The following is a 14,555-nucleotide window of genomic DNA, read 5'->3' on the forward strand; positions in this document are numbered from 1 at the left end:
CATGAAAGGCCGCCTGCTGGATGCCATACCGCTAAGCACGCTTGCCGGAGTAGGCGCCAGCCAGAGCGGAAAGCTGGCCAAAATAGGCCTGCATACCATCCAGGATCTGCTGCTGCACCTGCCGCTTCGCTACGAAGACCGTACCCATCTTTACCCCATTAACGACCTTCAGGCGGGCCTGTACGCCACGGTGGAAGGCGAAGTGCTGAACAGCAATATCACCTTCGGCGGACGCCGGATGATGACCTGCCAGATTAGCGACGGCACCGGCATTCTCACGATGCGTTTCTTCAATTTCAACGCCGCGATGAAAAACAGCCTTTCTGCCGGCAAGCGCGTGCTCGCCTACGGTGAAGCCAAACGTGGCAAATACGGTGCCGAGATGTTCCACCCTGAATACCGCATTCAGGGCGACCTCAGTACGCCGGATCTGCAGGAAACGCTCACGCCGGTTTACCCGACGACCGAGGGAATCCGCCAGGCTACGCTACGTAAGTTGACCGATCAGGCACTCGAGCTGCTGGATACCTGCGCAATTACCGAACTTCTGCCCGCCGAACTGAGTCAGGGCATGATGAGCCTGCCGGAGGCATTACGCACCTTGCACAGGCCGCCGCCGGACATGAAACTGGCCGATCTGGATACCGGTAAACACCCGGCTCAGCAGAGATTAATCCTCGAAGAGCTACTTGCCCATAATCTGAGTATGCTGGCGCTACGAGCCGGGGCACAGCGCTATCATGCGCTACCGCTGGTTAATCACGACGCACTAAAAAACCAGTTACTTGCTGCCCTGCCCTTTAAGCCTACCGGAGCTCAGGAGCGAGTCGTCGCAGAAATAGAACGAGATATGGCGCTGGACGTACCTATGATGCGTCTGGTGCAGGGCGACGTAGGTTCCGGTAAAACGCTGGTTGCCGCCCTGGCAGCCCTTCGTGCTATCGCACACGGTAGGCAGGTTGGCCTGATGGCCCCCACAGAATTGCTGGCTGAGCAACACGCCAATAACTTCCGTCAGTGGTTTGAACCATTAGGTATCGAGGTAGGCTGGCTGGCCGGGAAGCAAAAAGGCAAAGCCCGGATTGCGCAACAGGAAGCCATTGCCAGCGGCCAGGTTTCGATGGTGGTTGGCACTCACGCTATTTTCCAGGAGCAGGTTCAGTTTGCCGGGCTGGCGCTGGTTATCATTGATGAGCAGCACCGTTTTGGCGTGCATCAACGCCTGGCGCTGTGGGAAAAAGGTCAGATTCAGGGCTTCCATCCTCATCAGCTGATCATGACCGCAACGCCGATTCCACGCACGCTGGCGATGACTGCCTATGCTGACCTCGATACCTCAGTCATCGATGAATTGCCGCCGGGACGAACGCCAGTCACTACCGTGGCAATAGCGGACACCCGCCGCAGCGAGATAATTGAGCGAGTACGCAACGCCTGCCGCGACGAAAAACGTCAGGCATACTGGGTTTGTACGCTGATTGAAGAGTCTGAACTGCTGGAAGCCCAGGCTGCGGAAGTGACCTGGGAAGAGCTAAAAACCGCCCTCCCGGAGCTTAACGTTGGTCTGGTACACGGACGCATGAAGCCACAGGAAAAACAGGCGGTAATGCAGGCCTTCAAGCAGGGCGAACTGCATCTTCTGGTCGCCACCACGGTGATTGAAGTCGGCGTGGATGTGCCCAACGCCAGCCTGATGATCATCGAAAATCCTGAGCGTTTAGGGCTTGCGCAACTCCACCAGCTCCGCGGCCGTGTTGGCCGTGGCGCCGTGGCCTCTCACTGCGTGCTGCTGTATAAATCCCCGCTATCCAAAACGGCACAGCTTCGCCTGCAGGTGCTGAGAGACAGTAATGATGGTTTTGTGATCGCGCAAAAAGACCTGGAGATCCGCGGGCCTGGCGAGCTGCTAGGAACTCGCCAGACGGGTAACGCAGAATTCAAAGTGGCCGATCTGCTGCGGGACCAGGGAATGATCCCGCAGGTTCAGCGCCTGGCGCGCCACATCCACGAACGCTATCCTGAACAGGCTAAGGCGCTGATCGAACGCTGGATGCCGGAAACCGAGCGTTACTCCAACGCTTAAGCAAACAGCGGTAGCATCAGGAACAGCTTGATCACCACCGCATTCACGATGTCGATAAAGAACGCCCCCACCATCGGCACCACCAAAAATGCCATATGCGACGGACCAAATCGCTCGGTAATCGCCTGCATATTAGCAATCGCCGTCGGTGTGGCGCCCATGCCAAAACCACAGTGACCGGCGGCCAGCACCGCCGCATCGTAGTTTTTGCCCATCAAACGCCAGGTAACAAAGATAGCGTACAGCGCCATAAACAACGTTTGTACGGCCAGAATAGCCAGCATCGGTAACGCCAGAGAGGCCAGTTCCCAAAGTTTAAGGCTCATTAACGCCATCGCCAGGAACAGCGAAAGGCTGACGTTGCCCAGTACGGAAACCGCCCGTTCGAAGACACGATAGAAACCCACGGCCGCGAGCAAATTACTGAGAATCACGCCAATAAACAGCACGCAGACAAACGTCGGCAGCTCAAAAGGTGTGCCCTGCAATAACCCAGCAACGACACGCCCTATCGTCAGGCAGATAGCAATCAGGGCGATGGTTTCAATCATCACCAAAGAGGTAATGACCCGCCCGACATCTGGCTTTTCAAACGCGCCTGGGATCTCGTTGTCTTCAGGCGCACCATTCGGCGTAGACGAATGTTTAACCAGGTAGCGGGCAACCGGGCCACCAATTAAACCGCCCAGCACCAGGCCAAAAGTCGCACAGGCCATAGCGACTTCCGTCGCATTCTGGAAACCATAGCGTTCGGTAAAGAGTTTGCCCCAGGCTGCACCGGTACCGTGCCCGCCGGACAACGTTATCGAACCTGCCAGCAGCCCCATCAGCGGATCGAGCCCCAACATGCTGGCCATACCGATGCCAATGGCGTTCTGCATGACCAGTAGCCCAACGACGATAAACAGGAAAATCCCCACCACTTTCCCGCCTTTGCGCAAACTGGCGATATTCGCATTCAGGCCGATTGTGGCAAAGAAAGCGAGCATCAAAGGATCTTTGAGGCTCATATCAAACTCAATTTCCCAGCCCATGCTCTTTTTCAGGACAAGCAGGGCTATCGCCACCAGCAGCCCACCGGCCACGGGTTCAGGAATAGTGTATTTTTTGAGGAAAGGGACCGAGTGGACCATTTTACGCCCCAGAAGCAGCACTAACGTGGCGGCCACCAGGGTAGAAAGGGTATCAAGATGAAACATTGCAGGGCTCCTTTTATTGCGCATCCATCATTCGCGCTTAATTATCCTTCGCTGTTATTTCCTTCATGGATGAAATCAGCCGGCGCATTTTAACCAAAAAATGCGCCTTCGTTATAACTAATGCTCAATTTATGACATTTCGCTCTTATCCCATCAGGCTAGCAATCGTTTGCTTTTACCGTTCAGTCCGTTAAAATCAGCGCTTTTCCAGCCATGAGATCGTCACTGATGTCCGTGAATGCCGTAGAGTCAGATAATGCGCAACCGGTTGCGCAGACTCGCCCGAGCGAACTAATTTATCGCCTTGAAGACCGCCCGCCGCTGCCACAAACCCTTTTTGCCGCCTGCCAACACCTGCTGGCGATGTTTGTGGCTGTGATTACACCGGCATTGTTAATTTGCCAGGCGTTGGGGTTACCGGCATCGGACACACAGCACATTATCAGCATGTCTTTGTTTGCCTCTGGCGTGGCTTCGATTATTCAAATCAAAGCCTGGGGGCCAGTAGGTTCAGGTTTGCTGTCGATTCAGGGCACCAGCTTTAACTTTGTCTCTCCGCTGATTATGGGCGGCATGGCGCTGAAAAATGGCGGTGCGGACGTGCCGACGATGATGGCGGCACTCTTTGGCACGCTGATGCTTGCCAGCTGCACGGAAATGCTGATTTCACGCGTGCTGCATCTTGCTCGTCGTATCATCACTCCTCTGGTTTCCGGCGTGGTGGTCATGATTATCGGTCTGTCCCTGATTCAGGTTGGGCTGACCTCTATCGGCGGTGGCTATGGCGCCATGGCCGATCACACTTTCGGCGCACCGAAAAATCTGCTGCTGGCAGGCGCAGTTCTGCTGGTTATTATCCTGCTGAACCGCCAGCGTAATCCGTACCTGCGCGTAGCGTCCCTGGTCATAGCGATGGCCGTGGGTTATCTGCTCGCCTGGGCTCTGGACATGCTGCCAGCCACGACTCAGGCCGCGAACACCGACCTCATCATGGTTCCTACGCCGCTGTATTACGGACTTGGCATCGACTGGAGCCTGCTGATCCCGCTGATGCTGGTGTTTATGGTGACTTCGCTGGAAACCATCGGCGACATCACCGCCACCTCCGACGTCTCCGAACAGCCCGTTTCCGGCCCGCTGTACATGAAACGCCTGAAAGGCGGCGTACTGGCTAACGGTCTGAATTCCTGCGTTTCTGCCGTGTTCAATACCTTTCCGAATTCCTGCTTTGGCCAGAACAACGGGGTTATTCAATTGACCGGCGTTGCCAGCCGCTATGTGGGCTTTGTTGTCGCCCTGATGCTGATCGTGCTGGGCCTGTTCCCGGCAGTAAGCGGCTTTGTACAGCATATTCCTGAACCTGTTCTCGGCGGCGCAACGATTGTGATGTTCGGCACCATTGCCGCTTCCGGGGTGCGTATCGTCTCCCGCGAGCCGCTGAACCGCCGCGCGATTATGATCATCGCCCTGTCGCTCGCCGTTGGCCTTGGCGTATCTCAGCAGCCACTGATCCTTCAGTTCGCGCCTGACTGGCTGAAAACCCTGCTCTCTTCAGGCATTGCTGCCGGTGGGATCACGGCCATCGTGCTGAACCTGATTTTCCCGCCAGAAAAAGAATAATCCTCTCACGCGCCGGCAATGATTTTTTGCCGGCGCGAAATCTCCTTTGACAATCCCCTCCTTGAGCTACAGCGGTAAATCGGGCATAACACCCTTAGCGAAACTGAAAGGGGTGGAAGGCAATGAAATTCCTCGGAAAGCTGGTTCTTATCCTGTTGGGCCTTGTGATACTGGCGCTGGTTGCCTTTTACATCCTGCTGCAAACCCGCTGGGGCGCGGGCCAAATTAGCAGTTGGGTGAATGAAAAAACGAGCTACCACCTCTCTTTCAATGAGATGGCGCATGACTGGTCTTCGCCCACCCATCTGGTGTTCCATAACGTTACTTTTGGCCGCACCGGCCAGCCCGCGACTCTGGTCGCGAAGAGCGTGGATATTGGCCTGAGTACGCGCCAGTTTTCTCAGCCTCTCTATGTCGACACTATTTTGCTCCAGCAAGGGACGTTAAATCTCAGCGCAAATGCGGTTCCACTCCCGCTTGAGGCAGATAAGCTGCAGTTGCAGGGTATGGCGATTAACAGCCCGGATAGCGAGTGGAATCTCAGCGCCCAGCGCGTTGAAGGCGGCGTGGCCCCCTGGCTGCCGCAGGCCGGAAAAGTGCTGGGTAACAAGGCCACTATCGCTTTCAGCGCAGGTTCTCTGACGCTCAACGGGATTAACGCCAGCAACGTCCTGCTGCAAGGGACGCTGGATAATGAACAGGTCACGCTGACCACTATCGGGGCGGACGTTGCTCGCGGCTCGCTGACGGGTAATGCCCACCGCAACGCCGACGGCTCATGGCAGGTGGGCAGCCTGCGCCTCAATGACATTCGCCTTCAAACGGCAAAATCACTCACCGATTTTCTTGCGCCAGTAACATCTGTTCCCTCGTTAACTATCGATCGCCTTGAAATAACCGATGCACGACTGGAAGGGAAAGAGTGGGCGGTAAGCGACCTTGCCCTTAGCCTGCGGAATCTGTCGCTGGCGAACGGGGGATGGCAAAGCGATGACGGCCAGCTGTCGATGAACGCCAGCGAATTCATTAACGGTTCGCTGCATTTGCAGGATCCGATCGTGAACGTCGATTTTGCCCCGGCAGGTGCCACGCTCCGGCAATTTAGTTCGCGCTGGGAGGGCGGCCTGGTTCGAGCTTCCGGGCAATGGTTGCGCGACGGTAATCAAGCGGTGATGGATGAAGTGGTCGTAGGCGGGCTGGAATACACGCTCCCGTCCAACTGGAAGGCCCTGTGGATGGAGAAACTGCCTGACTGGTTGAACAGCGTTACGGTGAAAAAGTTTTCGGCAAACCGTAATCTGGTTATCGATATCGACCCAGACTGGCCATTCCAGTTCACCGGGCTGGATGGCACCGCCACGAATATCCAGCTGGCACGAGATCATCAGTGGGGTATTTGGTCCGGCAATGCCTCGTTTAATGCCGCGGCGGCCACCTTTAACCGCGTTGACGTGCGGCGCCCGTCGCTGTCGCTGACGGCGAACCAGAGCCAGATCGCGATCACGGAGCTAAGTGCGTTCGCGGGTGAAGGCTTACTGGAAGCCAGGGCAAACGTAAGCCAGACGCCTCTGCGTGCGGTGAGCGTTAGCCTGAAGGGCCAGAGCGTGCCGGTGAATGTGTTGCACGCCTGGGGCTGGCCTGCTCTGCCGCTCGAGGGGAACGGAAATCTGCAGCTTTCGGCGACCGGGCAGGTGGCCGCAGGCACTGCGCTGAAGCCCACCGTAAATGGCACCTTGCAGGCCACCAGCGCCAGTGGGCCACAGATTCAGCAGACTATGCGTAACGGAGATGTGCCCGGCGCGTAGCTTGTATCCTAAACCTATTCCTCTTCGTTTCCGCCCTCTTCCAGAGGGCCAAACGGCTTAGCTGGCAGCACCAGATAGACGCCTTCAAACACCGCGCCGGGCGTGTCATTGCCGTAAAGCTCGACTTCAAGCGCTACGCGAGCTTTGCGGCCCCGGGCCAGCCTGTCCAGATCGCCACTCAGCGACCCCAGGTCAGCCGTAGCCCCCGGTTTTCCGGTGATCGGTTTGCTATAACGGATATGGGCATCGGCCAGAATAATCGTCCCGCCGAGATGCCGCTCACGCAGCATCAGCCAGATAAGCCCCCAGCCGGTTAACGTGGCCAGCGAGAACAAACTCCCCGCAAAAAGCGTGTGGTGCGGGTTTTGGTTGCCCGTTTCCGGCATCGTGGTGATAAATTTTTGCCCAGTGTACTGCTGAATACGCACGCCCATTTTCTCGCTCAGCGGAATATGTTCGTACCAGGCCTGTTGAAGCTGTCCGCACCAGTCGCCCCGATGCAAGATGTCATCAAGCGTAGCGACCGGCTTAATCATCAGGAAGTGGCGTACCGGCGTGGTTTGCGGGGTGGTGATTTCCCCTTGATTCACAAAGCCAAGCTTGGCAAAAAATGGAACGGCATCTTCACGTGCGCTACAGGTCACGCGCTTAACGCCTTCCTGGCGCGCCACGGACTCCAGCGCCATCGCCACCAGCGTCCCTAAGCCTTTATCCTGAACCGACGGGTGCACCGCCATAAAGCGAATCGCGGCTTCATTATCGGCATTGATATAGAGGCGGCCCACGGCAACGGTATTGCCCTCTTCATCGACCACCATCTGATGATGCGCCATTGCATCCCAGGCATCGCGCTCGGAACCTTTTGGCTGATGCAGCGGTTTGCGCAACATTTCCCAGCGGAACTGGTAATAACGATCTAGTTCTTCTTCTGTTTGTGGCACACGAAGGTGATACATACATTGTTCTCTCGTTGCGCGAGCCGGATGGCGAGGGTTACACCTGCAGCCAGAACGTCACCGGCCCGTCATTAATTAGCGAAACCTGCATATCGGCGGCGAAACGCCCGGTTGGGGCGTCGATACCTTGTTGTTTGCAGCGCTCGACAAAATATTCATAAAGGGCTTCAGCCTGCTGTGGCGCTGCGCCACCGGAGAAGCTCGGACGCATCCCGCGTTCCGTGTCCGCCGCCAGCGTAAATTGAGACACCACCAGCAGGCTGCCGCCCGCCTGCTGGACGTTCAGGTTCATCTTGCCCTGCTCGTCGCTGAAAATTCGATACCCTAATACACGCTCGCACAGGCGATTGGCTTTCTGTTCGTTATCTTCTTTTTCGACACCCAGCAACACCAAAAGTCCGGGACCAATTTCACCAGTCACTTCACCCTCCACGGTGACGCTGGCACATGTAACACGCTGAATTAATGCAATCATTGTTCTTCCAGTTCTTCCTGCTCTGCAGCCTGTTGCAATTTACGGTAGTCGCCCAACGAAGCGGTGATTTCCGCCCCCAGCAACACGATACACCAGGTCCAGTAGACCCAGACAAATAATATGGGGATCACCGCCAGCACGCCGTAAATCAGCTGGTAAGAGGGAAACATGGTGATATAGAGGGCAAACCCCTTCTTACCCAGTTCAAACAGCAGCGCGGCAACCAGCGAGCCTATCATGGCGTCCTTTGCCCGCACGCTGGTCGTCGGCACCAGGCTGTAGAGCAGCCAGAACGCAAGCCAGGACAGCAGCAGAGGAAAAATACGCAGGACTTCATCAAGCATGCTGTTGAGTTCTGAGGCCCAGCGTAGAGAAAGGAGGTAAGAGCTTATCGCCAGGCTGGCCCCGGCCAGCAGCGGCCCGAGCGTCAGGATCATCCAGTAAATGGCAAAGGAGTACACCTTTGGCCTCGCGCGCTTACTGCGCCAGATAGTGTTCAACGCGCTATCTACCGCATACATCAGCAGCAGCGAGGTGACGATCAGACCAATGGCCCCCACCGCCGTCATTCTGTTGGAGTTCGCGACAAACTGTTCGATGTAGCGCTGAATTACATCGCCAGTGGCGGGCATAAAATTGGCAAAAATGAAGTGGCGCAGCTGAACGCTGATATCGGCAAACATCGGGAAGGCGGCAAACAGCGCAAAGACAACCGCCACCAGCGGCACCAGAGACAGCAATGACACATAGGCAAGGTTACCCGCCAGGGTCGTCATGTTGTCCTGGTCGATACGCTGCCACAGCAGTTTGCCCCAGGCCCAGAGAGGCCTGAGGCGATGCACAGTTTTACGGGGCACGCTTTTAATCATCCCTGTTTAGCAAACCAGTCGGGGATAGTTTGCTTGTCGATCACCTGAATGCTGGTGATGCCCAACGCTCGTGCACCGTGAATATTGTCGGCATTATCATCGAAGAATACGGCCTGATCGGCAGAGAAGCCTTCTTCCTCTAGCACCTTAAGGTAGATTTCCGCGTCCGGCTTGCGCATCCCCATTTCCTGGGAGAGGTAGATTTTATCGGCCGACTGCGCCACTTCCGGGTATTCATCAGGCCAGAAACCCGTATGCAGGCGGTTGGTGTTGGAAAGCACCACCACGCGATGCCCCTGCTCGCGCAGCTTCTGCATGACGCCAATGGTCTCTTTGCGCAGGCCAATGAAAATCGCCTGCCAGCCCGCGGCAAACTGCTCGTAGCTCAGCGCCACGTCCATCTCGTGGCATAAGCGTTCGGCAAACACTTCGTCCGTTATCTGCCCACGTTCATGCTGATGGAAGGTTTCTCCCATCGCGAAACTTTTCTGCAGGTTGGCTAACGGCACCCGGCTGTAATCGCTCCAGACGCCGAGCACGCGATTAAAGTCGATATCAACGATGACGTTACCTAAATCAAAGATATACAGCATGCGCACCTCCTTTCCGACATGGAGAAATAACTGTAGCGGGAAAGGCTGACTTTGACTATCAGAGGAAGGCGAGGTTGCGCATTCTAAGGCAGAAATAAAAAAGCCCCGCCTTTACAGGCAGGGCTTCAGCAGACTGCAGAAAAGAAACTTAAGCTTCTTTGCTACCACGACCCGCACGTTTACGGTCGTTTTCAGTCAGGTGGCGCTTACGGATACGCACGGACAGCGGGGTCACTTCAACCAGTTCGTCGTCATCGATGAACTCCAGAGCTTGCTCCAGGGTCATTTTCTGCGCAGGAACCAGGGTGGTCGCTTCGTCAGTACCGGAAGCACGCATGTTGGTCAGCTTCTTACCGGTCAGGCAGTTTACGGTCAGGTCGTTAGAACGACTGTGAATACCGATGATCTGGCCTTCGTAAACTTCAGCCCCGTGGCCCAGGAACAGCTTGCCGCGATCCTGCAGACCGAACAGCGCAAACGCAACCGCTTTACCCTGACCGTTGGAGATCAGTACGCCGTTCTGGCGCTGACCCACTTCGCCCTGACGAATATCGTCATAGTGGCTGAAGGTGGAGTACAGCAGACCGGTACCGGAGGTCATGGTCATGAATTCGTTACGGAAGCCGATCAGACCACGGCTTGGGATAACGTAGTCAAGACGCACGCGGCCTTTGCCGTCTGGATTCATGTTTTTCAGGTCGCCTTTACGCTCACCGAGCGCCTGCATCACGGAGCCCTGATGCTGCTCTTCGATATCCAGCGTCACGTTTTCGAACGGCTCTTGTTTACGGCCGTCGATTTCGCGGAAGATAACTTTCGGACGGGATACCGCCAGCTCGAAACCTTCACGACGCATGTTTTCGATCAGAACGGAGAGGTGCAGTTCACCACGACCGGAAACGCGGAATGCGTCCGCATCTTCGGTTTCTTCAACACGCAGCGCAACGTTGTGAACCAGCTCTTTGTTCAGACGATCCAGAATCTGACGAGAGGTCACGAACTTACCTTCTTTACCGCAGAACGGAGAGGTGTTGACGTTGAAGAACATGGAAACGGTTGGTTCATCAACGGACAGCGCCGGCAGCGCTTCAACATTTTGCGGGTCGCAAATGGTGTCGGAGATGTTCAGCTCGCCCAGGCCGGTGATAGCAATGATGTCGCCAGCTTCAGCTTCGGTAGACTCGATACGCTCCAGACCCAGGTGGGTCAGCACTTTACCGACTTTACCGTTACGGGTTTTCCCTTCGCTATCAATGATAGTGATCTGCTGGTTTGGCTTCACTTTACCGCGCTTGATACGGCCGATGCCGATAACACCAACGTAGTTGTTGTAGTCCAGCTGGGAAATTTGCATCTGCAGTGGACCGTCGAGGTCAACGTTCGGTGCCGGTACGCGATCGACAATGGCCTGGTACAGTGGAGTCATATCCGCCGCCATATCATTGTGATCCATACCCGCGATGCCGTTCAGTGCGGATGCATAGATGATTGGGAAGTCGAGCTGTTCGTCGGTCGCATCAAGGTTAACGAACAGGTCGAAGACCTGATCCACAACCCAGTCAGGACGCGCGCCAGGGCGGTCAACTTTGTTGATAACCACGATCGGCTTCAAACCATGGGCAAACGCCTTCTTGGTTACGAAGCGCGTCTGCGGCATTGGGCCATCCATTGCGTCAACCACCAGCAGAACGGAGTCAACCATTGACATTACGCGCTCAACTTCACCACCGAAGTCGGCGTGTCCTGGGGTATCAACGATGTTGATACGATAGTCATTCCATTTGATAGCGGTGTTTTTAGCGAGGATGGTAATCCCACGCTCTTTCTCCAGGTCATTGGAGTCCATCACGCGTTCAGTGGCTTCAGCACGTTCGTTACTGAAAGTACCAGATTGCTGCAGCAGCTTATCAACCAGGGTAGTTTTACCATGGTCAACGTGCGCGATGATGGCGATATTACGCAGATTTTCGATCACAACTTTGCCTCAGGCATTAGAAATAGCGCGTTATTGTACACGTATTAATCGAAGGACAGAACAGGATCACAAAGAACCTTTACAAACAATGCAGAAAGTAAGGGTTTGTGATCGCTTTCACGGAGCTAAAAAGGGAGCCATAACGTAAATTGCACCAATATGGTGCTCAGGTTTCACACTGAAGCACTATATTGGTGCAAATTATTCATCCTGGTGCAGCCCTTTTGCACTATGGTGCGCATGATAGCGCCTTTTTAGGGTGATTTAAAAGTTGGCACAGATTTCGCTTTAAACATTTTATGGCGAAAAGCCACATTAAGAAGTGTTTGATTACCTCGTTACCACGACGACTACACCAATCCGGGAGAGTTTAAGTATGTCCGCTGAACACGTTTTGACGATGCTGAATGAGCATGAAGTTAAGTTTGTTGATCTGCGCTTTACCGACACTAAAGGTAAAGAACAGCACGTCACTATTCCTGCTCATCAGGTAAATGCTGACTTCTTCGAAGAAGGCAAAATGTTTGACGGCTCCTCGATTGGTGGCTGGAAAGGTATCAACGAATCCGACATGGTGCTGATGCCAGACCCAACGACGGCGGTAATCGACCCGTTCTTCGCGGACTCTACCCTGATTATCCGCTGTGACATTCTCGAGCCAGGCACTATGCAGGGCTACGACCGTGACCCGCGTTCTATTGCAAAACGCGCTGAAGACTACCTGCGCTCTACCGGCATCGCAGACACCGTTCTGTTCGGGCCAGAGCCAGAATTCTTCCTGTTCGACGACATTCGCTTCGGCAGCTCTATCTCCGGCTCCCACGTAGCTATCGATGATATCGAAGGCGCATGGAACACCGGCACCAAATACGAAGGCGGTAACAAAGGCCACCGTCCAGCGGTGAAAGGCGGTTACTTCCCAGTGCCACCGGTCGACTCTTCTCAGGACCTGCGTTCTGCTATGTGTCTGACCATGGAGCAGATGGGCCTGGTTGTTGAAGCTCATCACCACGAAGTGGCGACCGCTGGTCAGAACGAAGTGGCAACCCGCTTCAACACCATGACCAAAAAAGCTGATGAAATTCAGATCTACAAATACGTTGTACACAACGTGGCTCACGCTTACGGCAAAACCGCGACCTTTATGCCAAAACCAATGTTTGGCGATAACGGTTCCGGCATGCACTGCCACATGTCCCTGTCCAAGAACGGCGTAAACCTGTTCTCCGGTGACAAATATGCTGGCCTGTCTGAGCAAGCGCTGTACTACATCGGGGGTGTTATCAAACACGCTAAAGCGATCAACGCCCTGGCGAACCCAACCACCAACTCCTACAAGCGTCTGGTCCCAGGCTACGAAGCTCCAGTTATGCTGGCTTACTCTGCCCGTAACCGTTCTGCTTCTATCCGTATCCCGGTGGTTGCGTCTCCGAAAGCACGTCGTATAGAAGTGCGCTTCCCGGACCCAGCGGCTAACCCATACCTGTGCTTCGCAGCGCTGCTGATGGCCGGTCTGGACGGTATTAAGAACAAGATCCACCCAGGCGAAGCCATGGATAAAAATCTGTATGACCTGCCGCCAGAAGAAGCGAAAGAGATCCCACAGGTTGCGGGCTCTCTGGAAGAAGCACTGAATGCACTGAGCGAAGACCGTGAGTTCCTGACTGCGGGTGGCGTATTCACCGACGACGCTATCGATGCTTATATCGCGCTGCGCACTGAAGAAAACGACCGCGTGCGCATGACTCCGCATCCGGTAGAGTTCGAGCTGTACTACAGCGTCTAATTGAAGTTGTTTTTTGTTGCCGTGGAAACTTTGGCCCATCTTCGGATGGGCTTTTTTCTCCATCGGATCCTCCTGTGACGCTGTTTTTTGTCACTCAAAGACTATAATGCACTAAAACGGTGCACGGAGACTGCTGTATGGCAACTGGCGCGCTGCCCGATGCTGGGCAGATTCTGAATTCTCTCATCAACAGCATCCTGCTCGTGGATGACGAGCTGGCGGTTCACTACGCCAACCCTGCGGCTCAGCAGCTGCTGGCGCAGAGTTCACGCAAGCTGTACGGCACACCTTTGCCGGATCTATTGAGTTATTTCTCGTTGAATATTGGCGTCATGCAGGAAAGCCTGATGGCAGGCCAGGGGTTTACCGACAACGAAGTGACGCTGGTCATTGATGGCCGATCGCACATTCTTTCTCTGACGGCGCAAAAGCTGCCGGAAGGGTACATCCTGATGGAAATGGCGCCGATGGATAATCAGCGCCGATTGAGTCAGGAACAGCTGCAACATGCGCAACAGATTGCTGCCCGAGATTTAGTTCGTGGCCTTGCGCATGAGATTAAAAATCCGTTAGGCGGCTTACGTGGCGCGGCGCAACTGCTGAGTAAAGCGCTCCCCGACCCGTCGCTGACGGAGTACACCAAAGTCATTATTGAGCAGGCGGACCGCCTACGTAATCTGGTGGATCGTCTGCTAGGGCCTCAGCAGCCGGGCATGCACGTCACCGAAAGCATTCATAAAGTTGCCGAACGCGTGGTGAAACTCGTGTCGATGGAGCTGCCGGATAACGTCACTCTTGTGCGGGATTACGATCCGAGTTTGCCGGAGTTTGCGCACGACCCTGACCAAATTGAGCAAGTTTTACTGAATATCGTACGCAATGCGCTGCAGGCGCTGGGTAGCGAAGGGGGCGAGATTATCTTGCGTACCCGTACCGCTTTCCAGCTGACGCTGCACGGTTCTCGCTACCGCCTCGCGGCACGCATAGATATTGAAGATAACGGCCCGGGTATCCCGGCACATTTGCAGGACACGTTGTTCTACCCGATGGTCAGTGGGAGAGAAGGCGGCACCGGGCTGGGTCTTTCCATCGCGCGTAGCCTGATCGACCAGCATTCGGGGAAAATCGAATTCAACAGTTGGCCTGGTCATACCGAATTTTCGGTTTACCTGCCTATTCGGAAGTAGAGGTCAT

General features: G+C 55.1%; 11 protein-coding genes. 5 read left to right on the forward strand and 6 right to left on the reverse strand.

The genetic code is table 11. The features are described from left to right. Position 1 precedes the first annotated feature (1 nt). Positions 2–2,083, forward strand: a complete 2,082-nt coding sequence (gene recG, locus F3J26_RS21030) for an ATP-dependent DNA helicase RecG (protein WP_166995808.1) — start codon at positions 2–4, stop codon at positions 2,081–2,083. Here recG and gltS read toward each other — a convergent pair. Next, the gene (gltS, locus tag F3J26_RS21035; RefSeq protein WP_166995811.1) at positions 2,080–3,282 is read right to left on the reverse strand and encodes a sodium/glutamate symporter; all 1,203 of its coding nucleotides are present in this window, start codon (positions 3,280–3,282) and stop codon (positions 2,080–2,082) included. The genes recG and gltS overlap by 4 nt on opposite strands. 228 nt (positions 3,283–3,510) lie before the next feature. Between gltS and F3J26_RS21040 the strand changes: the two genes are divergently transcribed. Then, positions 3,511–4,902, forward strand: coding sequence for a nucleobase:cation symporter-2 family protein (locus F3J26_RS21040; RefSeq protein WP_008457403.1), 1,392 nt, complete (start codon positions 3,511–3,513; stop codon positions 4,900–4,902). A 122-nt stretch (positions 4,903–5,024) separates the two neighbouring features. Further along, on the forward strand, positions 5,025–6,707 hold the full coding sequence (locus tag F3J26_RS21045) for an AsmA family protein (RefSeq protein WP_166995813.1): 1,683 nt from the start codon (positions 5,025–5,027) through the stop codon (positions 6,705–6,707). 14 nt (positions 6,708–6,721) lie between these two features. Here F3J26_RS21045 and fabY read toward each other — a convergent pair whose 3' ends face one another. The 5 genes from fabY to typA all read right to left on the reverse strand — a co-directional run bounded on the left by fabY (position 6,722) and on the right by typA (position 11,575). Further along, on the reverse strand, positions 6,722–7,663 hold the full coding sequence (gene fabY / locus F3J26_RS21050; protein ID WP_008457400.1) for a fatty acid biosynthesis protein FabY: 942 nt from the start codon (positions 7,661–7,663) through the stop codon (positions 6,722–6,724). 37 nt (positions 7,664–7,700) lie between these two features. Then, a complete protein-coding gene (gene dtd, locus F3J26_RS21055; RefSeq protein WP_166995815.1) occupies positions 7,701–8,138 on the reverse strand; it encodes a D-aminoacyl-tRNA deacylase in 438 nt (145 codons plus the stop codon). Continuing rightward, positions 8,135–9,007 carry a virulence factor BrkB family protein gene (locus tag F3J26_RS21060; protein WP_166995817.1) on the reverse strand — a complete coding sequence of 291 codons (873 nt, stop codon included), beginning with the start codon at positions 9,005–9,007 and terminating at the stop codon, positions 8,135–8,137. The genes dtd and F3J26_RS21060 overlap by 4 nt, the downstream gene beginning before the upstream one ends. Then, positions 9,004–9,600 carry a glucose-1-phosphatase gene (gene yihX / locus F3J26_RS21065; RefSeq protein WP_166995819.1) on the reverse strand — a complete coding sequence of 199 codons (597 nt, stop codon included), beginning with the start codon at positions 9,598–9,600 and terminating at the stop codon, positions 9,004–9,006. The genes F3J26_RS21060 and yihX overlap by 4 nt, the downstream gene beginning before the upstream one ends. 148 nt (positions 9,601–9,748) lie before the next feature. Continuing rightward, positions 9,749–11,575, reverse strand: a complete 1,827-nt coding sequence (gene typA, locus F3J26_RS21070) for a ribosome-dependent GTPase TypA (RefSeq protein ID WP_008457395.1) — start codon at positions 11,573–11,575, stop codon at positions 9,749–9,751. 376 nt (positions 11,576–11,951) lie between these two features. Here typA and glnA point away from each other — a divergent pair, with 376 nt between their 5' ends. Both glnA and glnL read left to right on the forward strand, forming a co-directional pair. Further along, a complete protein-coding gene (gene glnA, locus F3J26_RS21075; protein ID WP_008457394.1) occupies positions 11,952–13,361 on the forward strand; it encodes a glutamate--ammonia ligase in 1,410 nt (469 codons plus the stop codon). Between the two features lie 137 nt (positions 13,362–13,498). Next, positions 13,499–14,548, forward strand: coding sequence for a nitrogen regulation protein NR(II) (glnL, locus tag F3J26_RS21080; RefSeq protein WP_008457392.1), 1,050 nt, complete (start codon positions 13,499–13,501; stop codon positions 14,546–14,548). Positions 14,549–14,555: the final 7 nt, after the last annotated feature.

The sequence above is a fragment of the Enterobacter sp. Ap-867 genome (genome assembly GCF_011752855.1).
GTDB lineage: Bacteria > Pseudomonadota > Gammaproteobacteria > Enterobacterales > Enterobacteriaceae > Cedecea.

Coding starts and splice junctions, on each gene's coding strand:
- recG (WP_166995808.1), top strand. CDS start 2: ATGAAAGGCCGCCTGCTGGATGCCATACCGCTAAGCACGCTTGCCGGA.
- gltS (WP_166995811.1), bottom strand. CDS start 3,282: ATGTTTCATCTTGATACCCTTTCTACCCTGGTGGCCGCCACGTTAGTG.
- F3J26_RS21040 (WP_008457403.1), top strand. CDS start 3,511: ATGTCCGTGAATGCCGTAGAGTCAGATAATGCGCAACCGGTTGCGCAG.
- F3J26_RS21045 (WP_166995813.1), top strand. CDS start 5,025: ATGAAATTCCTCGGAAAGCTGGTTCTTATCCTGTTGGGCCTTGTGATA.
- fabY (WP_008457400.1), bottom strand. CDS start 7,663: ATGTATCACCTTCGTGTGCCACAAACAGAAGAAGAACTAGATCGTTAT.
- dtd (WP_166995815.1), bottom strand. CDS start 8,138: ATGATTGCATTAATTCAGCGTGTTACATGTGCCAGCGTCACCGTGGAG.
- F3J26_RS21060 (WP_166995817.1), bottom strand. CDS start 9,007: ATGATTAAAAGCGTGCCCCGTAAAACTGTGCATCGCCTCAGGCCTCTC.
- yihX (WP_166995819.1), bottom strand. CDS start 9,600: ATGCTGTATATCTTTGATTTAGGTAACGTCATCGTTGATATCGACTTT.
- glnA (WP_008457394.1), top strand. CDS start 11,952: ATGTCCGCTGAACACGTTTTGACGATGCTGAATGAGCATGAAGTTAAG.
- glnL (WP_008457392.1), top strand. CDS start 13,499: ATGGCAACTGGCGCGCTGCCCGATGCTGGGCAGATTCTGAATTCTCTC.